The 25,977-nt window shown below is 33.5% G+C and carries 27 protein-coding genes; 1 reads left to right on the top strand and 26 read right to left on the bottom strand.

Features of this window, described 5'->3' with window-relative positions:
* Window positions 1-3 precede the first annotated feature (3 nt).
* From fliP to PMOB_RS07125, 6 genes are all read right to left on the bottom strand, one after another.
* Window positions 4-771, bottom strand: coding sequence for a flagellar type III secretion system pore protein FliP (gene fliP / locus PMOB_RS07150; RefSeq protein WP_041534114.1), 768 nt, complete (start codon window positions 769-771; stop codon window positions 4-6).
* Window positions 759-1,142 carry a flagellar biosynthetic protein FliO gene (locus PMOB_RS07145; protein ID WP_012209196.1) on the bottom strand — a complete coding sequence of 128 codons (384 nt, stop codon included), beginning with the start codon at window positions 1,140-1,142 and terminating at the stop codon, window positions 759-761. Before PMOB_RS07145 ends, fliP begins: the two co-directional genes overlap by 13 nt.
* Window positions 1,143-1,147: 5 nt before the next feature.
* Entirely contained in the window at window positions 1,148-1,507 is a 360-nt protein-coding gene (gene cheY / locus PMOB_RS07140; protein WP_012209195.1) for a chemotaxis protein CheY, read from the bottom strand.
* A 28-nt stretch (window positions 1,508-1,535) separates the two neighbouring features.
* Window positions 1,536-1,961, bottom strand: coding sequence for a chemotaxis protein CheW (locus PMOB_RS07135; RefSeq protein WP_012209194.1), 426 nt, complete (start codon window positions 1,959-1,961; stop codon window positions 1,536-1,538).
* Between the two features lie 112 nt (window positions 1,962-2,073).
* Window positions 2,074-4,095 carry a chemotaxis protein CheA gene (locus PMOB_RS07130; protein ID WP_012209193.1) on the bottom strand — a complete coding sequence of 674 codons (2,022 nt, stop codon included), beginning with the start codon at window positions 4,093-4,095 and terminating at the stop codon, window positions 2,074-2,076.
* A 39-nt stretch (window positions 4,096-4,134) separates the two neighbouring features.
* Window positions 4,135-5,346 (bottom strand): CinA family nicotinamide mononucleotide deamidase-related protein, encoded by a 1,212-nt coding sequence (locus PMOB_RS07125; RefSeq protein ID WP_012209192.1) that lies wholly within the window; start codon window positions 5,344-5,346, stop codon window positions 4,135-4,137.
* A gap of 711 nt (window positions 5,347-6,057) precedes the next feature.
* Between PMOB_RS07125 and nth the strand changes: the two genes are divergently transcribed.
* Entirely contained in the window at window positions 6,058-6,690 is a 633-nt protein-coding gene (gene nth / locus PMOB_RS07115) for an endonuclease III (protein ID WP_012209191.1), read from the top strand.
* A 34-nt stretch (window positions 6,691-6,724) separates the two neighbouring features.
* On the opposite strand, the gene PMOB_RS07110 is transcribed toward nth, so the two are convergent.
* From PMOB_RS07110 to PMOB_RS07015, 20 genes are all read right to left on the bottom strand, one after another.
* Window positions 6,725-7,174 carry a hypothetical protein gene (locus tag PMOB_RS07110; protein WP_012209190.1) on the bottom strand — a complete coding sequence of 150 codons (450 nt, stop codon included), beginning with the start codon at window positions 7,172-7,174 and terminating at the stop codon, window positions 6,725-6,727.
* A 59-nt stretch (window positions 7,175-7,233) separates the two neighbouring features.
* Window positions 7,234-8,238, bottom strand: a complete 1,005-nt coding sequence (locus tag PMOB_RS07105; protein ID WP_012209189.1) for an NAD(P)H-dependent glycerol-3-phosphate dehydrogenase — start codon at window positions 8,236-8,238, stop codon at window positions 7,234-7,236.
* A complete protein-coding gene (gene trmB, locus PMOB_RS07100; protein WP_012209188.1) occupies window positions 8,238-9,182 on the bottom strand; it encodes a tRNA (guanosine(46)-N7)-methyltransferase TrmB in 945 nt (314 codons plus the stop codon). The genes PMOB_RS07105 and trmB overlap by 1 nt, the downstream gene beginning before the upstream one ends.
* A gap of 58 nt (window positions 9,183-9,240) precedes the next feature.
* Window positions 9,241-9,543 carry a 30S ribosomal protein S20 gene (gene rpsT, locus PMOB_RS07095; RefSeq protein ID WP_012209187.1) on the bottom strand — a complete coding sequence of 101 codons (303 nt, stop codon included), beginning with the start codon at window positions 9,541-9,543 and terminating at the stop codon, window positions 9,241-9,243.
* Window positions 9,544-9,620: 77 nt separating this feature from the next.
* Window positions 9,621-10,817 carry a methionine adenosyltransferase gene (metK, locus tag PMOB_RS07090; protein ID WP_041534384.1) on the bottom strand — a complete coding sequence of 399 codons (1,197 nt, stop codon included), beginning with the start codon at window positions 10,815-10,817 and terminating at the stop codon, window positions 9,621-9,623.
* A 157-nt stretch (window positions 10,818-10,974) separates the two neighbouring features.
* Entirely contained in the window at window positions 10,975-11,958 is a 984-nt protein-coding gene (locus PMOB_RS07085; RefSeq protein ID WP_012209185.1) for a M23 family metallopeptidase, read from the bottom strand.
* A gap of 85 nt (window positions 11,959-12,043) precedes the next feature.
* Window positions 12,044-12,286, bottom strand: coding sequence for an RNA chaperone Hfq (hfq, locus tag PMOB_RS07080; protein WP_012209184.1), 243 nt, complete (start codon window positions 12,284-12,286; stop codon window positions 12,044-12,046).
* Between the two features lie 23 nt (window positions 12,287-12,309).
* A complete protein-coding gene (gene miaA, locus PMOB_RS07075; RefSeq protein ID WP_012209183.1) occupies window positions 12,310-13,221 on the bottom strand; it encodes a tRNA (adenosine(37)-N6)-dimethylallyltransferase MiaA in 912 nt (303 codons plus the stop codon).
* Window positions 13,218-13,988: a class I SAM-dependent methyltransferase gene (locus tag PMOB_RS07070; protein WP_012209182.1), complete on the bottom strand. Its 771-nt coding sequence runs from the start codon at window positions 13,986-13,988 to the stop codon at window positions 13,218-13,220. The genes miaA and PMOB_RS07070 overlap by 4 nt, the downstream gene beginning before the upstream one ends.
* The gene (locus tag PMOB_RS07065) at window positions 13,945-14,286 is read right to left on the bottom strand and encodes a hypothetical protein (protein WP_041534112.1); all 342 of its coding nucleotides are present in this window, start codon (window positions 14,284-14,286) and stop codon (window positions 13,945-13,947) included. Before PMOB_RS07065 ends, PMOB_RS07070 begins: the two co-directional genes overlap by 44 nt.
* A gap of 19 nt (window positions 14,287-14,305) precedes the next feature.
* Window positions 14,306-16,537 (bottom strand): carbohydrate ABC transporter permease, encoded by a 2,232-nt coding sequence (locus tag PMOB_RS10455; RefSeq protein ID WP_012209181.1) that lies wholly within the window; start codon window positions 16,535-16,537, stop codon window positions 14,306-14,308.
* 15 nt (window positions 16,538-16,552) lie between these two features.
* Window positions 16,553-17,914: a carbohydrate ABC transporter permease gene (locus tag PMOB_RS07055; protein WP_012209180.1), complete on the bottom strand. Its 1,362-nt coding sequence runs from the start codon at window positions 17,912-17,914 to the stop codon at window positions 16,553-16,555.
* Window positions 17,915-17,944: 30 nt separating this feature from the next.
* On the bottom strand, window positions 17,945-19,273 hold the full coding sequence (locus tag PMOB_RS07050; protein ID WP_012209179.1) for a FliI/YscN family ATPase: 1,329 nt from the start codon (window positions 19,271-19,273) through the stop codon (window positions 17,945-17,947).
* Window positions 19,260-19,958 carry a FliH/SctL family protein gene (locus tag PMOB_RS07045; protein ID WP_012209178.1) on the bottom strand — a complete coding sequence of 233 codons (699 nt, stop codon included), beginning with the start codon at window positions 19,956-19,958 and terminating at the stop codon, window positions 19,260-19,262. The genes PMOB_RS07050 and PMOB_RS07045 overlap by 14 nt, the downstream gene beginning before the upstream one ends.
* Window positions 19,951-20,967, bottom strand: coding sequence for a flagellar motor switch protein FliG (gene fliG, locus PMOB_RS07040; RefSeq protein WP_012209177.1), 1,017 nt, complete (start codon window positions 20,965-20,967; stop codon window positions 19,951-19,953). The genes PMOB_RS07045 and fliG overlap by 8 nt, the downstream gene beginning before the upstream one ends.
* Before the next feature lie 22 nt (window positions 20,968-20,989).
* Window positions 20,990-22,540, bottom strand: coding sequence for a flagellar basal-body MS-ring/collar protein FliF (gene fliF, locus PMOB_RS07035; RefSeq protein WP_012209176.1), 1,551 nt, complete (start codon window positions 22,538-22,540; stop codon window positions 20,990-20,992).
* Between the two features lie 26 nt (window positions 22,541-22,566).
* The gene (locus PMOB_RS10285) at window positions 22,567-23,589 is read right to left on the bottom strand and encodes a lytic transglycosylase domain-containing protein (protein WP_012209175.1); all 1,023 of its coding nucleotides are present in this window, start codon (window positions 23,587-23,589) and stop codon (window positions 22,567-22,569) included.
* A gap of 11 nt (window positions 23,590-23,600) precedes the next feature.
* Window positions 23,601-24,428: a purine-nucleoside phosphorylase gene (locus tag PMOB_RS07025; RefSeq protein ID WP_012209174.1), complete on the bottom strand. Its 828-nt coding sequence runs from the start codon at window positions 24,426-24,428 to the stop codon at window positions 23,601-23,603.
* 15 nt (window positions 24,429-24,443) lie between these two features.
* Window positions 24,444-24,956 carry a hypoxanthine phosphoribosyltransferase gene (gene hpt, locus PMOB_RS07020; protein ID WP_012209173.1) on the bottom strand — a complete coding sequence of 171 codons (513 nt, stop codon included), beginning with the start codon at window positions 24,954-24,956 and terminating at the stop codon, window positions 24,444-24,446.
* A gap of 183 nt (window positions 24,957-25,139) precedes the next feature.
* Window positions 25,140-25,874 (bottom strand): biotin--[acetyl-CoA-carboxylase] ligase, encoded by a 735-nt coding sequence (locus tag PMOB_RS07015; protein WP_041534111.1) that lies wholly within the window; start codon window positions 25,872-25,874, stop codon window positions 25,140-25,142.
* Window positions 25,875-25,977: the final 103 nt, after the last annotated feature.

Genomic DNA, 25,977 nt, shown 5'->3' with positions numbered 1-25,977 from the left:
AGATCATCCTCCCACAAAACTCCTCACTAATCCACCAATTATGAGGTCCCATCCATTTACCATTACAAAAATCATTATTTTAAAAGGTAAAGAAATCAGAATCGGAGGTATCATGATCATCCCCATAGATAACAGAATACTCGCTACCACCATATCTACTATTATAAAAGGTAAATAGAGCAATATACTCATTTTAAAGGCAATTTCTAACTCACTTATTGCAAAGGCAGGTACCAGAATTTGAAAAGGAGTTTCTTCGATATTATCTATCTCTACATTCATTGAAGATGAAAGCATATAGATATCGTCTTCATTTTTATGGGCTACAATCTCTGAAATCATGAAATCTTTGAATTGTAGCCAACTAATTTGTATAGCTTCTTCGTAACTAATTTCATTTTGATTGTACGGAATAATCGCCTCTTGATACACCCCATTAAAAACTGGGAACATTATCATTATAGTCAAAAAAAGGGCCAAAGCCAACATTACTTGATTTGGAGGTGCTTGCCTAGTGCCCATTGCCTGTCTCAAAAAACTTAACACCACAACTATTCTTGTAAATGAAGTAAATAACATTAAAAACCCTGGGGCTAAGGACAAAACAGTTACTATTAAAAGTATTGTCAACGTCGGCGTTAAAGTATTAACTTCTTCATTTGGGTTTATTTGTATATCTACCCCTGGGAGTTGAACGGTATTTTGAGAAAAAACTAAGCTAAAAGCTAGGATAAAAAGAATAAGGGTTATTATCGTCTTTACTTTTCTAATTTTTTCTCTTCCCTTCCCCTTGGAATTTTATCTTTTTTCAATATATTTGAAAAGGTTTCAAGAAATTTAGGATGTTCATTCATAATTTCTTGAACCTCTTCTTCTTCTAATTTTCTTACTATTTCACTGGAATTGGAAGTAGCCAAAATAAGGTAATATTCTTTAAAAACTTTCAATACTCCAACGTATAAATTCCTATCTAGATAGTATTTTTTTACCATCTTAACTTCTTTGCTTTTAGGGCCCTTTTTTAATGTTTTAGCCAGTATATAATAAAATACCACAAGAAGTATGATGAGTAAAATTATGGCTACAAACCAAAATGATACATTAACCAAATTATTGGTCGGCGTTGCATAGTTAGTGGGCATTTAAGCTACTCCAATTTTTGTAAGGCTTCTATAACCCTATTAGCCTGGAATGGTTTTACAATAAAATCCTTGGCACCAGCCTGAATCGATTCTATAACCATAGCTTGCTGCCCCATAGCACTGCAAACTATAATCTTAGCGTTAGGGTCTATTTTCTTTATCTCTTTTATAGCTTGAATACCATCTTTAATGGGCATAGTTATATCCATTGTCACAAAATTTGGTTTCAGCTCTTGATACTTTTCAACCGCTTCTTGACCGTTGCTAGCTTCCCCTACTACTTCATAATTTGCTTTAGTTAATATGTCTTTTAACATCATTCTCATAAAAGCAGCATCATCCACTATTAAGACAGTTTTAGCCATTAAAACACCTCCGAAGACTTTAAAATTTTTACTTTTCTAACTCAGCCTCTAAGACACTTTCTAAATCTAAATATACTATCAACCTATTTTCTATCTTTATAACGCCTTTAACTTTATCCGAATAAACTGACTCTTTTGATTGAAATTTTTCCAACTTTTCAGGATCTATGGAAAGAACGTTTTCAACTTCATCTACATACATTCCTATTTCCTCTTCGTTTATTTTTAAAACAAGGATATTTTGATAGATGTGGTCTTCTGGAACTTCAATCCCTAAAATCTTAGTTAATTCGATAACAGGAACTATTCTTCCTCGTAAATTGATTAAACCAACTACGAAGTATTTTGAATTTGGAACGGGTGTTACATCAGTCTTATCAACAACACTTTCTATATTCTCTATTGGTAAAGCATATTCTTGATCCACAATTTTGAAAGAAAGAACGTCTTCCATCAAATTTTTCCCCCTCTTTTACAACTTTTTATAATACCTTTCGAAGTTTAAAAACTTGCTTTTGCACCCCTTTGCCCCGCAGCCCGCCTCACAATAATGTCTATTAAATTTGTTATATTAGAGAAGCTACATCTAATATTAGAGCAATTCTTCCATCTCCTAAAATTGCTCCACCGCTAAATTCTTTAACATCTTTCAGCAAAGATCCCAAGGATTTGATAACTATATCGTCTTGACCTAATAATCTATCTACAACAACACCATATTTTTTGTTCCCTAATTTGACAATAATAATATACTCACTTGAAGAATCTTTTTTCTTTTCATAACCAAATAACTTTCTTAAACGTACTACAGGCATTACTTCCCCTCGCAAAAGGAAAACTTCTTGACCTTGAACAATTTTTAGCTCGCCATCACTCAGTCTTTGAGTTGTATCAATGTTAGCAATAGGTATGGCATATACTTGCTCATTTACAGTTATTAGAAGGGCTTCGATAATTGCTAAGGTAAGAGGTAACCTTATACTTATCTTTGTACCTTTTCCTTTTTTTGTTTCCAAAGAAATATTACCCTTTAAACTTTCTATTGTACTTTTAACTACATCCATTCCAACCCCTCTACCTGATAATTCCGTAGAAACTGTTTTAGTAGAAAAACCTGGTAAAAAGACAAAATTGTATATCTCCTCTTCGCTTAATTTTGATGCTTCTGATGAACTAATCAATCCCTTATTTATAGCTGTTCGGAGTATTTCATTTACATCAAACCCTTTCCCATCATCTTCGACTTCTATGATAACTCCATTTCCTTCATGTCTGGCTGATAACTTCAAAGTCCCAGTTTCAGGTTTACCTTTGGCTAATCGTTCGTGAGGACCTTCAATACCATGATCCAAAGAGTTTCTTAATAAATGAACTAAGGGTTCTCCTATTTCATCAACAACTGTTCTATCTAATTCTGTCTCTTCTCCTTGAATTACAAAGTTCACTTTTTTACCCAATTCTTTTGCAAGATCCCGTACAAGCCTTGGAAACCGATTGAAGACGAATGCGACAGGAACCATTCTAATTTTCATGACAACATTTTGAAGATCTAAGGTTATTCTTGAAAGCTGAGTTAAACTTTCATCTACTTCTTTTACATCGTACTTACTTAAAGTTTCAATAATTCTACTTCGTGCTATAACGAGTTCTGCCATTAAATTCATCAAATCATCCAATTTATTTATATCTACTCTTATACTTCTTGAAAGCTTAACTTCTTTTTTGTTATTCTCTATGCCCTCTTCTTTTGACCCTTCTTCCTCATCTTTATTCTCTTCTTTTGATCCAAAAAGGTTATTCGCTGAAAATTCATCCACATAAACTGATTCTACTTCGGCAACTTTATTAACGAGTTCTGCTATTTCTCCAATACTTTTCGAGGTAACAATCCCAAAAATTAACTCTTTATCAAAATTTTCTTTTTCTATCTCTTCGACGCTGGGGTAAGTATAAACTATCTCACAGCCATTATCTTCTAATTTGTGGTGTATTGCGTAAGCTCTTGCCTGCTTTAACTGAACGCCATCTTCTAAAATAACCTTCAAAATTAAAAAGTTCAGATTATTTTCTTTGGCTTTTTTAAAAACATTCTCTAAAAGCTCTTTAGTTTCTTCGCCCATTTTAGAATATATTTCATTATTTTGTTTGACTAGATTTTCTTCTTTTCCGGTTGCTTTATACTTGGCCGATTTAGACGAACCTGTTGACTCCACATAAGAGTTAATTTTATCCAAAAGTTTTTCCAACTTTTCTATACCGCCATTTCCACCTTGTTCTATATCTGAAATACTTTCTTCTAATGCATCCGAAGCTTTAAATAAAAAATCCATCAGATCATCAGTTAAATCAATATTTTTATTTCTTAATGAATCTAACACATTTTCCAATTTGTGGGAAAATTTAGCCAACGTGTCAAACTCCATTGTCCCTGCCATACCCTTTAAGGTATGGATTACTCTGAAAATATTATTTATTATTTCTAAGTTACTTTTATCTTTTTCAAGTTCAAGTAGAAGGTCGTTAAGTTCTTGAATATTTTCTTTAGATTCCTCTAAAAAAACATTTAAATATACATCGTAATTCGACAATTCTATCCCCTCCTATTTCAAGCTATTCTACACTATTTTCTAAAGATATCGTTTTCGAACCAAATCTAAAATATTCCAAAAAGCAAAATACGTGGCTCTTTTTCGAATTTCATCCCTATCCCCTGTAAAAACATTTTTTAGGGCAAAAAAATCTTCGTTAATGAGAAAACCATACCAAACTGTCCCAACTGGTTTTTGTTCACTTCCTAAGCTTGGCCCTGCTATGCCACTAACAGACACACAGATATCACTTTCCATGATTTTCTTCAAACCATATGCCATTTCTTTGACGGTTTCTTCGCTAACAGCTCCAAATTTTTCTATGGTTTCTTTTTTGACGTCCAATAATCTTACTTTTGATTCATTAGAATACGTCACCAATGAACCTTTAAACACATTAGAAGCACCTGGAATGGATACCAATGTATCCGAAAGCATCCCTCCAGTACATGACTCCGCAAAAGAAAGTGTTTTTGAAGACTTCATTAATACATCAAATAAAGTAATTTCTAAACTTTTAAAACCAATAAAATACCTACTAAATTGAGACAATATCTTTTCTAATATGGGTTCAAAATCGTCATTTTTTTGCATTCTAATTCTTAAACTGGGACCTATGTATTCTTCTATTTTTGTAGAGTAATCAAAATTTTTCAAGATGACTGAAACTTCTTGCATTAACTCAGCTTCTGTTAAGCCATAAAAGTAAAGTGAATATTCTACATGATCGTTTTTCATATTACTTTTTAATTCATCATATATATGCGTATCAAAGATTGCTTTCATCTCATTATAAGGTCCTGGCAGTAAATAAATAGTGTGACCGTTAAAATGAACTTTTTGTCCTGGTGCACTTCCTACAGGATTTTGTAGTATCTCAGCATTTTTTAAAACGTAGCTTTGTTTTTTTAGGATACTTAAGTATTTCCCGGTTTTGTTGTAATAATACTTTTTTATTTTCTCAAATAATTCTTCGTTAAATACAATATCTATATTACAACTTTCAGAAACAGCTTGAACTGTCAAATCGTCCTGTGTTGGTCCCAAACCACCTGTTAGAAATATTATATCACACATCTCTAACGATTCTTCTATGGATAACTTTATCAAAGATAAATCATCTTTTACATTCGTTATTTTTAAAGTATCATATCCAACAGATTTGAGCCTTTCGGCTAGGTATTTTGAGTTTTTGTCCAATATTATACCTTCTGTTAATTCATTACCCGTCGCAATTATACAAGACTTCAATTTTGTCACTCCAATATGTTTTACCTAAACTAAATCAATATATTTTACCACAATTTTTTTCTTATTTTCACAATTTGCTAATTTTAATATTTTGGTGCTATCATTACACATTGGGGGCAAGCCCCCAAACCCCCGAACCCTTTTAAATGTAAAGAAGTAATTAAAAAGCATGGTTTGGGAGACCACCAAACCCAAACCCCCAAAACCAAAGTTCATTTTAATAAAGATTTTTTGCACAAATCAGCAAAAGGTAAACCCCTTAAGATCCCCGTGCATCATTTGCTTCGCAAATGAGAATTTGGAAATTATTTCAAAGGCATTATGAACAACGCGTTTTGCATAAGCCTGCAAAATGCTGGGTAAATGAGAATATGGAAATTGTTTCTAAGGCATTATATAGAACCATTTTGCACAAAGCTGCAAAAAAACATCGTTTGCACACTGCGGCAAACTTAAAAAAGATTTTTGCACAAATCAGCAAAAGGTAAACCCCTTAAGATCCCCGTACATCATTTGCTTCGCAAATGAGAATTTGGAAAGTTATTCAAAAACATTACAAAAGAGACCATTTTGCACAGACCAGCAAAAAGCTTTTTGCACAAGGCTGCAAAACGGGTGGGGAGCGGGGCGAAGGGGCGCTAAAACAAACAAGATCCAAGCTGTCAGGCTTTTTAAAAAGTTCCCAAAAACTTTATGATAAAAGGAGTAGACATGCAGAGAGATATAAAAAAAGAAGCAGAAAAGATCATAAATATGTTTCCACGTAGTAACTCTGAAACGGATCCTTTTAAGGTTTTAATTGAAACGGTGCTTTCTCAAAGAACAAAAGATGAAAATACTGAAAAAGCTTCTAAATCACTTTTTTCTTGCTACACAAATGTTTTTGAGATTTCTAAATTGAATCCGCAGGACCTATACGATCTAATCAAGCCAGCAGGTATGTACAAACAAAAATCAGAAAGAATTATTAATATTTCTAAAATTTTAATTGAAAAGTATAATGGGAAAGTACCTGATGAATTAGAAGAGTTGATTGAGCTTCCTGGAGTGGGAAGAAAAACCGCTAATATAGTTTTGTACGTGTCTTTTGGTAAAGAAGCACTTGCAGTTGACACGCACGTACATAGAATATCTAATAGACTCGGTTGGGTGAAAACAAAGACACCTGAAGAAACTGAAGAACAATTGAAAAAAATTATCCCGTCTGAATTGTGGGGACCTCTGAATGGTTCAATGGTGAATTTTGGTCAAAAGATTTGTAAGCCAATTTCTCCAAAGTGCGACGAATGTTTTTTGAATGAAGTCTGCCCTGCAAAACAAATATATAAAAACAAAAGCCGGTAAACTGATACCGGCTCTTATTTTTTAAAATCAAACCTTAGGGCATGATTATATTTCCTCTATTCTTACCTTTTTCTTTTTGATTCTTTGCAATGCCTGCTCTTTCTAGTTGGTTCAAAAGTTCTGGGGGTGCTATACTTATATTACCTTCAGCTTCCTCTTGCTCAAGTAGCTGTTTCATTTTTTCTTGGTAATCTGCCATTCTTTCCCTTAAACTATCTAAGTCATTATCGATCCATTGTACTATTCCTTTTGAGATCTCTTCAATTCTTTCATCGCTCAAATCCATCTTATCTTCACTTAGTTCATTTAAAGCACTTAATTCTTCTTTCACAGATTCTTTCACCTTGTCTTCATCCAACAGGTCATTTTTCTTAATTAACCTCAAAGCCACATTTGTTCTAAATTTTAAATCTTCTAAAGATATCTCTAAACTTTCCAAACGTATCATTAATGCTTGTAAAAGCTGATCCAAAGAAACTTGCATTCGAATGCCTCCTTAAACTTAAAATTTAACTTTCATATTTAATTATACCATAATATCTTTCAATTAAAAAATTCAGATTTCAAATCCCTCGTCATTAATTCGTAAATAGCCGTTTTAGGATCTACACCTTCATATAATACTTGATATATTTTCGAAGCTATGGGCATTTCAATTTCTTTTTCCTTTGCGTCGTTATACACAGCTTTAGCCGTGTAAACGCCTTCCGCTACCATAACCATCTGTTCCAATATTGTTTTTAGACTCATACCTTTTGAAAGCATTTCTCCAACGTACCGATTCCTGCTATGTGAGCTAGTGCATGTTACAACAAGATCTCCAATTCCCGCTAACCCCATGAACGTTTCTTTCTTTCCTCCATAATACGTTCCATACCTAATAATTTCAACCAAAGATCGGGTAATTAGGGCAGCTTTTGTGTTATCCCATTTCCCAAATCCATCTATTATACCCGCACCTATTGCATATATATTTTTTATAGCACCACTGATTTCTACTCCTATCAAATCATTGTTAGTATACACCCTAAAAGTTTCACTGCTAAAAATTTCCTGTATATATTTGTTGACCTGATCATCTATACCACCAATTACAACTGATGTAGGTACATTTTCTGCTACTTCTTCCGCATGACTTGGACCGCTAAGAGTACAATAATTAAATCCTGATAGGTATTCCTCAAAAATTTTACTTGGTATTTTTCGGTTGTTAATTTCTATACCTTTTGATAGATTGACAAAAATAACCTCTTTATTTGTAAGAGAGCTCTTGTGAATTTTGCTTAATACCTCTGATATATGTTGAACAGGGACGGCTAAAATAACAATTTGTGCATTAGTTAAGCTTTCATTTATATCCCCTTCAACATTAATATCATTTGATGGAAGTTTTAGGGTAGGCAAATATCGGGAATTGCGTCCTTCTTTTATTTCTTGTAGGAGTTTTTTGTTCCTATCCCAAATTGTTACTTTTTGATCATTATCGACTAAATGCTTCGATATAGCGGTTCCCCAACTACCCGCACCCAAAACCGTTATATGAGGCATTAATTTTCCAGCTCCTTGGCGATTGTATTCACAGCTTCTTTAACAGAAGGGGTTCTGTAAGCTTTTGCTATATCGTCTAGTTTTACTAACCATCCTTCTCTCATTCTGATGACATTCACAAAGTAACTTTGAATATACCCCTCGTCTTCAGAATAAACCTTCACTAAATATTCCAAACCATCTATTTTAGTGTATACATCTTTTATAACTATAACCATGTTACTAATGGATTTTTTTAGTCCAACCAGAGATTGTAATTTATCAAAATCTACTTTCTTAATTTTCTCATGAGGCAAATCTAATTCCCCTTCTAGCAATCTTTTTATGTTTTTTTTGAACCTTTTTCGTGCTATTAATAAATACTTTTTTCTACCTTCACTTTCCCATTTTTTTTCATATCTAGTTTTGAAAGGCAATTGCTGAACTTCGGCAATATTTTTTACTTCAAAGCATCCGTTGCTTGTGAATTTTTCTTCAACGTCAGAAGCATAGACAAAATCGTCGGTTGTTAAAGTTAATTCACCATCTACTTCTAATACCGACGATAATGTGTCTATGAATTTTTCGTCAAAAAGACGGTTTTTTGAATGTTTGCTTTTTGGCCATGGGCATGGGAAATTAACTATTACTTTATTAACAGAGTTATCACAAAAAAATTCCCTAAGAGCGAATTTTGCATCTTCAAGAATTATTTGTATGTTGTTTAAATTATTTTGAAAGATTTTGCTTTTTATTTTGCTACAAGAAGTTAGGGATGTTTCTATTCCTATATAATTATACTTGTTGTTCTCTTTAGCTAAATTTACTAAAAACTCTCCACCACCGAATCCAATTTCAACTATTAACTTATTACTGTTTCCAAAAACCTTATTCCATTCGATAGGATAACTTTTTACATCTTTTGTATTTATTTGAGACTTTTGTAAAAAAGAATACGAATTCAAAATTTCAATACCTCCCAAAAAAGGGGGTTATAATCTTTTTGATTATAAAATTTATGGATCACTCGTTTACTGGTGAACTTTCTGGTGCCATTTCGCCTAAATATTTTTTAACCTTTAAATGTAATTTCGATTTTTTCCTTGCTGCGTAGTTTTTATGTACAGCACCATGTGATTTCGCAGTGTCAATAATTTTAAAAGACTTGCTTAATAACTGCATCAATTCTTCTCTTTCGGCATTTTCATGTATTTTCTTGTCTATTTCCTTAGAAATTTCCTTGATCCTCTTTTGATATCCACGATTTTTTTGTCTTCTTTGTTCTGATTGTCTAACCCTTTTTTCTGCTGATTTTTTATTTGGCAATTTTTTAAATACCTCCTCAACTTTTATTTTTCGTCCTGTAACCCTTTTAAAATCAAAATCTTTTGCCTTTTAGTAAATTACAAACCTAATGCTGCTTTCAATTCCTTAACTTTATCCAATCTCTCCCAGGGAAATTCTACATCTTTTCTCCCGAAATGTCCGTAAGCAGCAGTCTTTTGGTAAATAGGTTGTAAAAGATTCAAGTTACTAATTATAGCGGCAGGCCTAAAATCAAAAATCTCTTTTACAACTTTATATATCTTTTCTTCGTCCACTTTTGCAGTACCTTTTGTGTCAATATTTATTGAAACAGGTTGAGCAACACCAATGGCGTAAGACAGTTGAATTAAAACTTCATCTGCAGCACCACTTGCAACCAAATTTTTGGCTACATATCTTGCCATATAAGTAGCGGATCTATCTACTTTGGTAGGATCTTTTCCTGAAAAGGCTCCTCCACCGTGTGGTGCCCAGCCACCATATGTATCAACGATTATCTTCCTTCCTGTGAGACCTGTATCAGCTTGAGGACCTCCAATCACAAATCTTCCTGTAGGATTGACAAGAATTTTTGTGTCTTTTGTAACAAGATTTTCGGGTATCACCGGGGTTATTACATGTTCTTTTATTGCCTCTTCTAGCTCTTGTCTACTTATATCAGGAGAATGCTGAGCAGAAATAAGTACAGTTTCAACGCCCACCGGGTTATTATTTTCATCGTATTCTACCGTTACTTGGGTTTTACCATCGGGCCTTAAAAAATCCAAGGTGTTCGATTTTCGAACATCAGCCAATCTTTTTGCAAGTCTGTGAGCTAAGAGAATGGGTAAAGGCATATAAGCATCCGTTTCGTTTGTGGCATATCCGAACATAATGCCCTGGTCTCCTGCTCCAATCTTCTCAAAAGGATCTTCCTTTTCTTTTGATTTAACTTCGAAGGATCTGTCAACCCCCAGGGCTATATCAGGTGATTGCTCTTCAATAGAAGTAATTACAGCGCATGTTTCGCCATCAAATCCAAATTTAGCTCTGTTATAACCTATATCTAAAATAGTATTCCTGACAAGCGTTGGAACATCTATATATGCTGAGGTTCTAACTTCACCTGTAACTACAACTAGCCCCCTTGTCACCAAAGTTTCCACAGCACATCGGGCATTCATCTTATTTTCTTCAGGTTCTTTTTCCAGTATAGCATCAAGTATAGTATCAGAAATTTGATCACAGATTTTATCTGGGTGACCTTCAGTTACACTTTCACTGGTAAAGAGCATTTTTTTCACTTTTTAGCCTCCTTAATTTCTTCGAGTTTTTCGACGAATTACAGATTATCTTTAGAATTCCACGAGCTATATTATATCAAAAAAATCAAATTTCTCAAGTGAATAAAATTCTTACATTGTTAAATTTTAGAAATAGAATTAACATTTCCTATGGCTTTATGAATTTCAATTTATAAACTTTTTCGTTACCCCATATGTCTTCTAAAACGATTTCTCCATTTAATGTCGTAGATGTTCCATATGAAAATGCAGAAAAGTCATTGATAACTATTGGAGATAAATATTCATCAGAGTACATTTTCAACCAATATATGGAAGATGTAGAACCATATCCAAATACAGCATCGGCTTTATATATTTCGGATTCTTTGATCTGACTAAAATCCAACTTATAAGTTAAAATCCCATTGATATACATCGATACTTTTTTAGGAAGAATAGTGGAGTTATTTCCTAATTTTTCTCTTACTCTAATGTCTATCCGGGGGTAGTTACCTGTGTACTCTACAACGGTTTCTCCATTTTCTGTAACCTCAAAATACTTATTATTGGATCTAATGTTCATTAATTCCAAAGATTTATCCCTTTGTTCATGATATTCTAAAAACTCAAGGGGATCGTAATTGACGAATTCATCTCCGGTTTGTTTTAAAACCTCAAAATGTAGGTGTGGAGCAATAGCTTCCCCTGTATCTCCTGAATAGGCTATAATCTCATTTAAGTTTATTGGAATTTCATCTTTAGGAAATATAATTTCTATCTTTTGATTTCCAAACTCGTTTTGAACTAATTGGGTATATTTAGATATTTTATCAGAGAAAACACTTAAGTGGGCATAACCACTAATTAAATCGGAGTCTTCATGGTATAAAAATATTGCATTACCGTAGAGAGGATCATTTAGCCATATCTTATATAGAGAACCTTCAGCTGCCGCATAAACAGTCTCTCCCTTTCTGTTAAAAGTAGAAAAATCTACTCCTAAATGAAAATGCGGATCCACGCCAGTATCTCTGTATTCACCAAAGGAAGCTGTTATGTATGAGTTTTTTATAGGTGGCTGAAATAGTTGAGAAATGGAAAAAACAGAAAATATTAGTATATACAAAAATATCAAAAAAGTTTTTTTCAAATTAATTCCCTCCAACATTTTCATTACATTATTTTGTAAAAATACTAGAAAACTACCCCTTCTTAAATGGGGGTAGTTTTTCTTTCTACTCATCTTTAGACGGTGGTTCTTGGAAAAGTTTAATATATTTCGAAGGTACCATCATTTTTACGGCATGTTTATAAACCAGTGATTGTTCACCGTTTTTTCCCAACAAAACAGTATAATCATCAAAAGATCTCACCACTCCACTTGTTTGAAATCCCCCTTCTAAATAGATTTTTACTTCTATCTTGTTAATCCTCAAAATATTCAAAAATCGGTCTTGTAAATTGAACTTTTCTGCCATGTTATCACCCCTCGCACAAGAAATTAAATAAATTCACTTAATATTTGATCTACTACCTCTTCTTGACTTGTTTTACTCAAATTGATCCACTTTGCACCTTCTATCTTACGAAAGTATATTATCTGTCTTCTGGCATAGTTACGAGTATTTACTTTTATTTGGTGAACCATTTCATTAAAATCAATTTTTCCATATAAATATTGTACCACTTCTTTATAACCTATGGTGTTTAAAGCGTTAAGAGTTGTAGAATACCCTAAAGACAAGAGATTTCGCACCTCTTCTATCAAACCTTCATCGATCATTTGATGAACTCTTTTGTTAATCCTTTCGTGCAATTCTTGCCTTTCTCTATCCAGTACTATTATATGGTAATCAAAAGAATTTTCGTCTTGCCTATTTTCTTTTACAATTTCACCCATTTTTATACCTGTTATAACATAAATCTCTATGGCCCTAATGATCCTTTTCAAGTCGTTTGGATGAATCTTTTGAGCTCTTTGTGGATCCAAATCTACCAAAATCTTTCTTAAAACACCAGGATTATTTGTTTCTAATTTTCTTAAATAAGTCCTTAAACCATAGTCGGATTTTACATTCAAAAAACCTTTCCTCAGAGCATCAAGGTATAGGCCTGTCCCGCCGACTAAAACTGGTGTATTTCCTCTATTTAGTACTTCACCGATTTTTTTTTCTGCCAATTTTTTATAATCAAAAGCTGTAAAATGGGTCCGTGGATCTACTGAACCATACAAGTGATGTGGGACCAATTTTTTTGTTTCTTCATCAGGCGTAGCGGTACCAATTATAAGATGGCTATAAATTTGTCTCGAATCCATACAAATTATTTCACCATTAATTCTTCTGGCTATCTCAATGGATATTTCTGTTTTTCCGACAGCCGTAGGACCTGCTATAACTAAAACTTTATTCACTTTTCAATCACTCCGAAAAATACTCCACTTTTTTTACTTCCGATTTTTTTATCGAAACTGTATAAATCCCATACACTGTCGTTAGAACGTGCTTTGATTACTACTTTTTTCTTAGCAATTTTAATCATCTTTTCTAAATCTTCTCGTGTTATTTTATCGTATCGGGCAAACTTCCTTAAAGGATTGATAGAGCTTGATTTGTATTGAGGATTCTCGAACATAGGATCACAATATACAACATCGTAACTTCCTTCTTTTTGCTCGTCTAAAAAAATTTTATAATCAGAATTGATCACTTCGATTTTTTTTGAAGCTTCTTTCATCCAATTTTCTTTGTAGTCATAGTTTGTTATATTCTCTGCAACAACCGCATATATAGGAAAAGAAGCCTCTAAGCCCACTACTTTTTCACAAAAATATGACAGTAGTAAGGCATCACTTCCAAGGCCAAGGGTTAAATCAAGTATAATATCGTTTTTCTTCGGAGATACTGCGTTTATTAAATGATCGATTCCATTTTTTAAATAATTGTTTAACCTTATTTTGGAAACAGAAGGATGGAAAAATAATTTTCCATCCTCCCATTGAAAGTTCAGCGATAGCTTCTTATCTATTACAAAATAAAAATCCCCTTCGTTCATTCGGAGCTTATTTCTTTCTAAGTAAACACCACCGTATTTGTTGGCTAATTGCAACGCTTTTTCTACTTGTTTTTTATTTGGCTTATGGGAAGTTGTAAAGATCCATTTGGTGGAATTCTTCACCATCAATTATAACTCCTTTATCAGCTAATCTATTTTTTAAGTCCAAAAGGATTTGGTTTCTCTTCAAAATTTCATCATTCAGTTCTTTTTTTCTTTTTTCGATTTCATTGTATTGATCTTTTAAGTTGTAATACAAATCTATTTGTCTATATATTTGGAAGGAAACGAACCCCAATATAAATATTAAAGCGCTTAATAATAACAGTCGCAAAATGTTAGAAATATTCGGTTTTTTACGATCGAGCACCTGCTTTTTCTTATTTTTACTACTATCTAACTCAATAAATGGAATTGCTCTCACTTCCCAACTGAACCTTATGTTATCCTTTCAAACCGGTTCTTGCGATACCTTCTATGAAATATCTTTGCAAGAATATAAACAATATCACTATAGGTATCATAGTAAAAGTGGATGCCGCCATTAAAAGATTGTAAATCTCTCCCGCGTCGGTTCTAAAATTTTGTAATCCCACTGAAAGTGTTCTCATTTCAGGACTTTTAGTGACGATCAAAACCCATAAAAAGGCGTTCCAACTCCCTACAAATTTTAGTAGCGCCCCAGTTAAAATCGCAGGTCTACTAAGAGGAACCATCACGGTCCATAAAAATCGCCAACTTGAAGATCCGTCTATCTTAGCTGCGTCCCATAACTCGTTGGGTACCGTCATAAACTGCTGCCTGATCAAAAATATAGCAAAAACACTAATCACCCACGGAACGATCAGAGCATAGTAACTGTCTATCCAAGAAAATTTACTTATAGTTATATAATTGGGTACTAACAAAACCTCGCCTGGTATCATCATAGTCGCTAAAAAAGTTATAAAAATAAAATCCTTTCCCCAAAAATTAAGTTTTGAAAATGCAAAAGCAGCCATCGAGGCGAATATTATTTCTAAAACAGTGGTTACCAGAGAAACGAAAACCGTATTTATGTAGTACCGAGAAAATGGAGCTCCGTTCCATGCGTCCACATAATTTTGAAAAATATTACCTAATACCTGACTAAAAGAATATTCAACCTTTCCAGAAGGTACATCATCAAGGAACCAGATCGACGGTACATTTACTGTGTACAATTCAATATTTGAATTGTTTTTGTACAAAATTTTATCAACAAACGCCGGTGCGCTTACAATAGTTGCTTTGGAGATCGTATCAATGAAAAACCTATCGAAATCTTTTAATATTTTATCATATTCTGCCCTTTTTTCCAATATCCTCCCAAACTCTTTTTCCTTACCTTGAATGTGTTCTATTAAAAAATTGTAATCAGATTCTGAGAGTACCGTCTTAGCTTGCTCAAGATTAGCCTGTTTCTGCGATAAAGTTCTAATAATGTTTGTGTATATTGAAAGGTTTCTAGGGTCATCTATTAAAGAATTACTTACATCATTTACGAAATCGTTCTCAAGATATGAAACGACTTCTTGATTCAAATTCTCAATATTTTTCTCGTCAGCCAATGAAATCACAATTTGTTTAAATGACTCTGGATATGCTGTTTGCTGGATACCTTCGATGATATTCTGATACTTTGTTTCTTTCGTAGGAACGTCAAATATTATGTTTACATCTTCAAATGTTATATTTTGTTCCTCACCATATTTTTCGTTAAAATACATAAAGAAAGTTAAAGTGTTGATATCTTTCATAATGGGTTCGTAAATATTTCTTTGAATCAAAGTATTGGTGTTAGATAGGATTTCATCTTCAAAAGTTTGAATCTCCGATAAAAAATCGGCAAGTAAATTGATTAATTGTTCTACCTCACTTTGGCTAATTATTCTCAATTCTGCTGGATGGGAAGACAATTTTGAATTCAATTCGTCGGCTTTCAATTTTATCGTTCCCAAATAATCTGAAAATATTTCTTTACTTCTTGTAATACTTTCTATTTGACTTTCTGTCATATTTGGGTTCGTTCTAAAATACGGCAAGATGTTGATAGTTCTTTCGAGCGTTATATCTATAAAATTCTGAACTTTGCTTATACTTTGTTGTATCCTTCTTATAGTAGTGGTCTGTTTAAAATAACCATCTTCTTGGGAAAAAAGAGTAAAATAAATACTTTCAAACGTTTCAAGAGAATAATCTTCTACAGCAAATAAGCTTGATAAATCTTCTCTTAATTCAATATTTGAAATATAATCGTAGATATCAGACATCATATAATCGACACTTGCTTGATCTGTATAATTTATCTCGTTAAAAGAGAGTTGTACCCTTCCCCTGCTTACATAGTCCCCGTCTATTTCATAGACCATTTTGTAAGGGTTGTAACTCTCTTGGGCTGATAAAGTTCTAAATTCAGCTAAACTTAAGCCTGTCCGTGGGGAAGGCTTTGAAGGGGTTAATTTTAAATTTAAACCCCATTCACTCTGAAAATTTTTTGTTGTCCATGTTGGAGGCCACATGTTGATTTCACTACTTGTTTTCAAAGAGGTCATTATCATCCATGCAAAAGGCAAGAGCATAACTATGGCGCCACCCGCTAACAATAAGTAAACTATCAAAGTCCAAAGTGTTTTAATAAACTTTGAATAATTCAAGTATAATTTCCTCCTTTAGGATTCATAATGTATTCTACTTCTGCTACTTCTCATCTGAAGGATTGTAAACAATAGAATAATCCCAAAAAGTACGTAAGCAGCAGCACTAGCTCTTCCCATCCTTTGTTGAACGTAGAACATATCATACACATAGTAAACCATTGTCATCCCACTGTTGTTGTAAGGTCCAGGCATACCTACATAGAGTATGAAAATCTCATCGAAGACTTTAAATGCCCCGATCATAGCAACTATGATTACAAAGTAAGTTGTGGGAGATAATAAAGGTAAGGTAATAAACTGAAATTTTTGAAAAGGCGTGGCTCCATCAACTTCAGCAGCTTCGTAGTAAGCTTTATCAATATTTTGCAGGCCTGCCAAAAAGATGATCGCGTAATAGCCTACCATTTTCCATATAGAAATTATAGCAACAGTAGGAATCGTAAACTTCTGATCTTTAAGCCATGGAGTTTTTGAAAAACCTATTTGAGTTAAAATATAATTTAATAAACCATTGTCGTTGAAAATCCATTGCCAAACTAGAGAAATTGCCACTACACTTGTTACAAAAGGAATAAAATAAACCGTTCTAAAAAAAGTCTTGCCATATAATTTTCTATTCAACAATAAGGCTATTAACAAAGCAAACAGAATAGTAATAGGCGTGGAAAGTAGAACATAATAAGTCGTATTCCATATTGCTTTGATGAACAACGACTGTTCCTTTGCTAAGCTCAAAAACCTTATAATTTCGGGGACTCCCAACGAGTAAAAGGCTATCCATAATCCGATGAACGTGATTATTCGAAGAAAAATTTTATTGGACATTTGATCGGCAAAGTGTAAAGATAATAAAATCGTGTATACCACAACGAGAACTAAGGCGCTCACTACATTAAGATACTGTATTGAATTAATAGTTAACAAAGAAATTATTCCCAATATACTCATACAGACAATTAAATATTTTTGCCTAGGAGTTTTTATCTTTTTTAGGTCAAAGATCAAATGAATAATAAAAATAGCGGTCATAAAGATTAGAAGTGTATTGAAAAATGCTTCGTTGAATGTTATATTCACAGGTTGATTTAACTTAAATAATTCTATATAATTCTGAAACCCAATGAAAATTGGATTACCTTGATTTTGGAAATCCCACTTAAAAAAACTCAGATAGAAAGAATAAAAAATAGGCCAAAAAACAAATATCCCTAGAATCACAAAAGAAGGTAATAGATACAAATAAGCTGAAATGCTTTCTTTAACTTTCCTGTACTTAACAGGTTTTAAATATCTTTTCGAAAACATTCTGACTAAAAGCAAGGATAAGACGATCAATAAAACATAAAAAATGATGGCGTATTCCGCTTTTAACAATATTTTCTGCCTCCCGCTGTTTAGTTAAATCTAGTTGTACCTTTGGTATATTTCGACTAACTTTTTCAACGTTTGTTCAAAAGGCGCTTTTTCTTCTATTCTCTGTGTTAAAAAATTATTTATATTTTCTATTTCTTCCAAAGCAATATCTACTTTTTTATTGCTTCCCTTCTTATACGCACCAACTTCGATTAAATCCTTGGAATTCATATAACTTGCGTAAATATCTCTAATAAACATTGCTGCTTTAAGGTGTTTTTCATCTACTACTTCTTTCATCAACCTACTTACACTGGAAAGGATATCTATTGGGGGATAATGCGAAGAATCTGCGAGGCTTCTTGAAAGAACAATATGACCATCGACTATACTTCTTACAGCGTCACCAATTGGATCGTTCATATCATCGGCTTCAACCAGTACGGTGTAGATAGCGGTCATACTTCCTTTTTGTGAGTTACCAGCTCTTTCTAAAATTTTTGGCATATTTGCAAAGACGCTGGGTGTGTATCCTCTGGTGGTTGGTGGTTCACCTATGGAAAGTCCAATCTCTCTTTGAGCCATAGCCCATCTAGTGATTGAATCGACCATCATTAAAACATTGTAACCTAAATCTCTAAAATACTCTGCGATAGTGGTGGCTGTGTAAAGAGCTTTTACTCTTAGTAGAGCAGGTGAGTCTGAAGTTGAAACTATTAAAACAGATTTTTTCAATCCTTCTTCCCCAAGATCTTTTTCAATAAAATCTTTAACTTCTCTTCCCCTTTCTCCTATCAACCCAATGACGTTAATATCTGCTTCGGTATTCCTGGCTATCATTCCCAGTAAGGTACTTTTTCCTACACCGCTCCCTGCCATTATTCCAATTCTTTGACCTTTACCAAGGGTTAAAAAAGCATCGATTGCCCTCACTCCTACAGATAAAGGTTCTTTAATTCTGTTTCTTAAAAGAGGGTTGGGGGCAGATCTATATATACTTTTACTTTCGTAACTCTTTACTTTTGAACCATCCATTGATCTTCCTAAACCATCCAACACATGTCCTAAGAGATCTGAGCTAATTTTCACGTTGATTTTACTATCTACTCTTTCTACCGGTGCTCCCACATAGATTCCACTTACATCCTCTAATGGCATTAAAAGCACTTTGTTATCGGAAAAACCTACGGTTTCTGCAAAAATCTTTGAACCATCTTTCAATTTTATCCTACATAGATCCCCCAAAGCCACACTGGGACCGATTGATTCAATAGTAACACCTACTATCCTACTAATTTTACCTTCTAGTTCAAATAAAGGTCTATTTTTTAATTTATCAGTAAAATAAGCTAAAGATGAAGAAAAATCATTTATTTGCATTTATAGCTTCCTCCACCATGTTCAAAATATCTTCAAAAAATGTTTGAGGAGTTAGGTCGAATATTCCTTGATCTGTTTCCAAAACTATTTGATTATCTTGTAAAGAAGGGTCTTCAACTATATAAAAAAAATCAGAAAACCTGTCTCTTATTAAATTTGCGTATTCTTTATTGAAAGAAGGACTTAGTTTAATTTTAGAATTTTTCATTGATGAAAGCTTCTTTTCAAAATTTTGAAAAATAATTTCTACCCACTGAGGAAAATCAAACTTTTCTTTAAAATATCTTTCGACGACAGCCTTGATAGTGTTTTCACAGAAATTTAAACTCTGCTGTGACAACTCTTTGATATAAATATCATACTCTTTTGAAATCCTTTGAATTTGGGCTCTAACCTTTTTCAGTTCTTCTTCGAGCGTCTTCTTCCTCTCTTCTACGTATTTAATTTGATCTTCCTTTAATCTTTTAGCTTCTAATTCTGCATTTTCAATGATTTTTTGACTCGTAATTTTTGCGTTTTCAATTATCTTTTGAGCTTCTTTTTGGGCATCTGACTCAATAGCCTCTTTTAATTTGTCTTTTTCTCTTTTATTTTCTTCATATTGTGTTTGTTCTATTTCTTCTACGGATAATTCGAAGGTTTTATCTAAAACAACGAATTTATTATTTACGATTCTTTTATTCAATCAATTCTTCACCTGCCCCGCCACCAGCTATAATAATTTCACCAGACTCTTCAAGTTTTCTGATTACATTGATGATTCTCTGCTGTGCCTCATCTACATCCTTGACTCTAACAGGTCCCATAAAATCCAATTCTTCTTTTATAATCTGTGAAGCCCTTTTAGACATGTTTTTAAAGATGGTATTTTTAACTTCTTCGCTAGAACCTTTTAATGCAATTGTTAAATCCTTGCTATCTACCTCACGAAGTATTCTTTGTATTGATCTATCGTCCAACTTGACAATATCTTCAAAAACAAACATTCTTCTTCTAATTTCATCCGACAGTTTGGGGTCTCTTTCTGAAAGCTTTTCAAATATTTTAGAACTGACAGCCCTATCGATGTTATTCATTATTTCTGCGGTAATATCTATCCCACCAACCTGAGAAAAGGTTTGAACGGTGAAGGCAGAAAGACGATCCTTTAGCCTACTTTCTATCTCTTTTACGATATCCGGATTGGCAGAATCCATCGTAGAAATTCTTTTTATCACGTCTAGTTGTAAAGATTCTGGTAATTCAGAAATAACTTGAGAAGCTGCTTGAGGTGGAAGATAACATAATATAAGTGCTACTGTCTGTGGATGTTCATTTTGTAACACATTAACCATCTGTGAAACATCCACTTTTCTTAAAAATTCAAAAGGTTTAACCTGCAAATTAGAAACCAATCTGTCTATTATATCTATGGCTTTTTCTGGTCCAAAAGTTTTTTCCAGAAGATTTCTTGCATATTCAACGCCACCGGTGTTGATGTAATCTTTTGCTTTTATATATTCTCCAAATTCATCCATAACCGCCTGTTTTGTTTTTTCATCAATCTTGTCCAAATTTGCTATTTCTAAAGTTAACTGTTCTACTTCTTCTTCGTCTAGCTTTTTTAATATTTTACTTGCCCTTTCTGGACCTAAGAGTACCAATAATATAGCGGATTTTTTTAAGCCATCTAATTCTTTACTCTTTTCAGCCATTTAAAGCAACCCCTTTTGACAATTAACGAGTTTTAAGCCAAGATTTAATGATATCTGCAACCTCATCGGGATTATTTTCCGCTAAAGTAGCAATCTCCCTAAATCTCTCTTGTTCAGGTGAAACTTCCTCAACCTCAACACCTCTTTCTTTCATCGCCTCTTCAACTCTTGATTCTAACTCCCGCTTTCTTTCTTCAACAAGTTGTGAGGCCTTTCTAACTCTACGAGCTCTGGCAATTAGGATGACAAGCATCATAACGAATGCGATCACAATTATAGCAATTACAATATTAGTGATTCTTTGTCTTCTGAGTTGTAATTGATATTCAATATCTGCTCTCATCGCTTCCAAATCCCTATTGAACTGTATATCAACTAAAGAGATATTATCTTCAGGTGTGCCAATAGCTGTAGCAACAGCTGTTTTAATTTGAGACCTCAGCTCTTGACTGTCGCCTACTTTGCTGTTTTGGAAATCAATAAAAATTGTTATGCTTTTATTAGATATTTCTCCATTTTTATCTTCAATAGTTCTTGTATAAATCTCATTTACATCGTAGTTGGTGATCACATCCGAGCTGCTGTAATAATTTCCCGTACTCGTAGGCGTTTGATAAGTATAGGGGGGGATGTTGGAATCAACACCAGGTACACCACCAGAATTTGGAGAAGAACTACTCTGTTCAGTCTTAGTCTGTTGACTTAAAATTATTCCATTTTCATCTACAACCGGTTCGACCATTCTTTGCTCTTCTTCTATTTTTTGCCAATTTAACTCTATCTCGGGAACCACAACAACATTCCCCAAACCAAAGACTGATTGCAAACCGCTTTCTACTTTTTCTTTATAATATCTCTCAATCTCAGCTTTTAACTTAAATTTAGTATCGGCACTTCCAATATCTTCTCCCAAAGCAATCTGAGCGCTCAAATCGTTCGAAAAATTGTCCACTACTTTAATGTTCTCAGGTTGCAACCCAGCAACTGCTCCAGCAACTAAATTAATTATCCCTTTAATTTGGCTTGAAGTAACACTCGCCCCAGGATTCAACACTAACAAAACAGATGCAGAAGGTTTTGGACTTTCACCAACTTGATAGTAAGTTCTAGGAGGAATAACCAAATGAACACGAGCACTTTGTACCGAGTCCATAGAAGCTATACTCCTAGACAGCTCACCTTCCAAAGCGATCTGATAGTTGACCTGCTTATCGTAACTGGTGGCTCCAAAACCTTGATTTTGAAGAAGTTCATAACCTTGAAGATTGTAACCCAATGAACCTTCACTAGCTAATTTCATTCTCAATTCTGATACATTCTGATTCGCAACGTAAATATTCCCAAAATCATCTACTTTGTATTCTATACCCATTTCTTCCAACTTTGTTACAATATTACCCGCATTTGCTTGATCCAATCCTCCAATAAAAAACTCATAATTTTTTCTTGAAAGCAATATTGAAAAGAATACTATCAACGCAACGACAGTAATTAACAAAACTATATAGTTTCGTTTTTTTCTATCTTCTAGATTTTTCCACCAGTCTCTTATTTGTTGCATATACTTTTCCATAGGGGCATCCCTTCCTGAGGCATTTTTTAAAAGGCTAATCTAAAACCTAGATTTATAGAAGTTTGGTAAATTTCGTAACCCATAAACAGGTCTAAGTTGTAAATTGAAAAATAACTGGAAAGCAATAAAGTATCAGCATTAATTAATATTTTTGTGGTCCAATTATCAGTTAATTCGTGTTTGTAAATTAACTCAGGATTTTCAGGCCCTTTAAGAATAAAGTTTTGCCACGGCAAACCTATCCGGAAAACAACGTCGTCGGGAACGGTTTTACCTTCTATGCCAAAGCCAAAATTCGTTCTAGGCACATACAAAAAGGTATATCCGTAATCTGTTTTTATATTTGTAAAATCAGATTCTTGGATTTGTTTTAGTGGAAGTTCTAAACCAACATTTCCGTATATTTCAAATTTTCTATATGCAAGGCCGGCTTCAAAATCCGTATTTATTCTGTCTTCTTCACCTTCTGGAAAATAAAATACTCTACCTCCTATAAAATAAGGTGAATATATTTTTGAGTTAGAATAATTTTGTTGGGCTCTTTTTACCTTCTCGTAGTATGCTTCACCACCAGGAGACACTTTCCCTGCCATAACAGCGGTAGGTCCATCATGGTATGCTATAATCTGCAACCTTTCGTCATCAAAAAGCCGTCGAAGATACCCATGGTATTCTAAAGCGCCTTTTAAATTGTCATACGGATCAAATAAATTATAAACGTGTAAATCTACCCCAGTTGGATTTTTCAATTGAAGTAGCCCCATCGCTTTAGAAGATGAAATAGCATGGGTATAATTAGATGATTCTACAACCATTTGGCCACCTATCAAAGTCCGCGGCTGAGACCACACACTTTCTAGCAATTTATTAGAATCCATTATCGGATATTTGTTAATCGAATAAAACTCAATCCCAAATTCTCCGTTGGAATTAGAATTGTATTCAAAATAGGTATTCGGTTTCATAAAAAAGTAATCGTAAACTTCATAATAAGAAAAGAACAAAATTGGCAAAAATATAAAAATTGCCAACAAAACAAAAGACTTCAAAAGATCACCTTCTAAAAGATATCTACTAGGTCCATGATGATCTCAGCTATATTTTCGCCTGTTTTTTCTGCAATCTTCAAAACTTCTTCTGCACTAACTTCTTTCAATTGCTCAGGAACAGCTTTATCAGTTATAGCGGTGATACCCAAAATCTCCATACCAGCATGTTTTGCAACTATAGCCTCTGGTACAGTCGACATCCCGACCAAATCGGCGCCAAAATTTCTCATCATAGCCATTTCAGCAGGTGTTTCAAATGTAGGACCGCTTAAACCTAAATATACACCAGAATATACTCTAATATTAAGTTTTTTAGCAGATTTAAAGGCTTCTTGCACCAAAGATTTCGAGTAAACTTCCGTCATATCTGGAAATCTAGGACCCCAATCATCGAAATTTGGTCCAATCAAGGGGTTGTCACCAAAAAAGTTGATGTGATCCGTGATTATACACGGTACACCCACTTCAAAATCAGGATTTAATGTTCCTGCTGCGTTAGTCAATACAAGAGTTTCAATACCTAATTCTTGCATTACACGTATTGGAAAGGTAACCTCTTTCATAGTGTACCCTTCGTAGTAATGAAATCTTCCATTCATAAGTAACGTATCTTTACCCTTTAAACTCCCTATCATTAATTCGCCTTTATGGCCTGGAGCGGTAGAGCGGGGGAAGTTAGGAATATCAGAATAAGGGATTGCTAGGGCATCTTCTAAATTTTGTGAAATTTTCCCTAATCCAGACCCTAAAACGATCGCAATTCTGGGCTTTTTCGTGGTTTTTTCTTGAATATACTTAGCTGCTTCTCTCACTTTTGATACGTACTGTTCAATATCCATGTAATATTAGCCTCCTTATTCTATATATCCAATGTAAGGTAAATTTCTATATTTTTCATTGTAATCCAATCCGTACCCTACTATAAATTTATCTCCAATTTCAAAACCAGGAAATCTTACTTGAATTCCATGCTCGTGAATTGTTTTTAAAACAATAGATGTAATTTCTAAAGAGGAAGGATTTTGCATCTCTAAATATTTTACTATATATTTTAATGTATTCCCAGTATCCACGATGTCTTCGACTATTAAAACATGTTTATTTTCAAGGGGCTCATCAAGCCAACTTTTTACCTTTACTTTTCCCGTGGTTATATCCCCAGAATAACTAGATACCTGTATAAAATTATAATTAACGTTCAAATGTATCTTTTTTACCAAATCACTAAAGAAATTGACGGATCCTTTTAAGACACATACCGCGACAATTTCATCCGTTATATTTTTATAATAATCATCTATTTGCTTAGCCAAATCTTCGACCTTTTTTTGAATTTCCTCCTCTGAAATAAGGACTTTTAATGACATTATATACCTCCCCATAGAAATAAAAAATTACTCTCTTTATATCTTATTCTTTTAAAAACCAAAACTTCCCCCAAAAAATTCATTCTAAGAAATATTATAAGTTATTATGAGTTATTTTGTGGATCTAAGTCCAACAAATATATTGTATCATAAGTAAAGACCATTTGCTCCCTTACTTAAAGATTATAACACAATTAATTCGCCAGAGTTTATTTTTCTTATCTCACCGTTATTGTCTATTATTTCCAAATAATCTGACTGAATTTCGTTTACTGTGCCGTAAATATTTCCATTATTTTCAACTGATACTTGGACCTTATCCCCTACTTTCACATTCAAATGATTCAACCACATTTTTGTAATGGATGAAATTGCTTTAGGTTTGAAATATTTTAGATAATACCTATGATAAGCAACATGGTTTAGTTCATTTAAAAGTTTCCTCAAAGGAATTTCTTTCCCAATAACATCTTTTAAAGCAATTGAGTTGTTGGAAACTTTTTCAGGTAATTCATTGTTAACGTTTATTCCTACTCCCACTATAACGCAACTTGGTGTACCATCCTCATAAACGCTCTCTCCCAAAATTCCGCACACCTTTTTAGAATTAAGCAAAATATCGTTAGGCCATTTAATGATGGGATCCAACTTATATTTTTTTTTCAAGACATTATAAATCACCAAAGAATACATTCTCAAGTAAAAATAAGGAATCAAAGGCCTTTTACGGGGCTTGAATAACACAGAAAACCATAAACCTCCCAAAGGAGAATACCACCTTTTGTTATTCCTCCCGTAACCTTCTGTTTGTTCTAAAGCCCAAACAACAGTTTCTGATGGTAGTTCACGCCAGTGTTTTTTGATATAGTTGTTCGTTGAATCAATTTTATCTAGAAGAATCAAATTATCACCTATCATTTTAGCAGACTTTTCCTCCTCTTAAAAACTTTAATATATCAATATGATATAATATATGGTTGATCAAAGGCAAACTCTTATCAAAATTTGTAAAGGGAGATAC

The organism is Petrotoga mobilis SJ95 (assembly GCF_000018605.1).
GTDB classification, from domain to species: Bacteria; Thermotogota; Thermotogae; order Petrotogales; family Petrotogaceae; genus Petrotoga; species Petrotoga mobilis.
This window is presented reverse-complemented; position numbering and strand designations above follow the sequence as displayed.

Bases quoted from the DNA above. Each gene is read 5' to 3' on its own strand.
- PMOB_RS07145 (WP_012209196.1), bottom strand. From the start codon at position 1,142: ATGCCCACTAACTATGCAACGCCGACCAATAATTTGGTTAATGTATCA.
- cheY (WP_012209195.1), bottom strand. From the start codon at position 1,507: ATGGCTAAAACTGTCTTAATAGTGGATGATGCTGCTTTTATGAGAATG.
- PMOB_RS07135 (WP_012209194.1), bottom strand. From the start codon at position 1,961: ATGGAAGACGTTCTTTCTTTCAAAATTGTGGATCAAGAATATGCTTTA.
- nth (WP_012209191.1), top strand. From the start codon at position 6,058: ATGCAGAGAGATATAAAAAAAGAAGCAGAAAAGATCATAAATATGTTT.
- PMOB_RS07110 (WP_012209190.1), bottom strand. From the start codon at position 7,174: ATGCAAGTTTCTTTGGATCAGCTTTTACAAGCATTAATGATACGTTTG.
- PMOB_RS07105 (WP_012209189.1), bottom strand. From the start codon at position 8,238: ATGCCTCATATAACGGTTTTGGGTGCGGGTAGTTGGGGAACCGCTATA.
- metK (WP_041534384.1), bottom strand. From the start codon at position 10,817: ATGCTCTTTACCAGTGAAAGTGTAACTGAAGGTCACCCAGATAAAATC.
- hfq (WP_012209184.1), bottom strand. From the start codon at position 12,286: ATGGCAGAAAAGTTCAATTTACAAGACCGATTTTTGAATATTTTGAGG.
- PMOB_RS07070 (WP_012209182.1), bottom strand. From the start codon at position 13,988: ATGGTGAAGAATTCCACCAAATGGATCTTTACAACTTCCCATAAGCCA.
- PMOB_RS07050 (WP_012209179.1), bottom strand. From the start codon at position 19,273: ATGCAAATAAATGATTTTTCTTCATCTTTAGCTTATTTTACTGATAAA.
- fliG (WP_012209177.1), bottom strand. From the start codon at position 20,967: ATGGCTGAAAAGAGTAAAGAATTAGATGGCTTAAAAAAATCCGCTATA.
- fliF (WP_012209176.1), bottom strand. From the start codon at position 22,540: ATGGAAAAGTATATGCAACAAATAAGAGACTGGTGGAAAAATCTAGAA.
- PMOB_RS07025 (WP_012209174.1), bottom strand. From the start codon at position 24,428: ATGGATATTGAACAGTACGTATCAAAAGTGAGAGAAGCAGCTAAGTAT.
- hpt (WP_012209173.1), bottom strand. From the start codon at position 24,956: ATGTCATTAAAAGTCCTTATTTCAGAGGAGGAAATTCAAAAAAAGGTC.
- PMOB_RS07015 (WP_041534111.1), bottom strand. From the start codon at position 25,874: ATGATAGGTGATAATTTGATTCTTCTAGATAAAATTGATTCAACGAAC.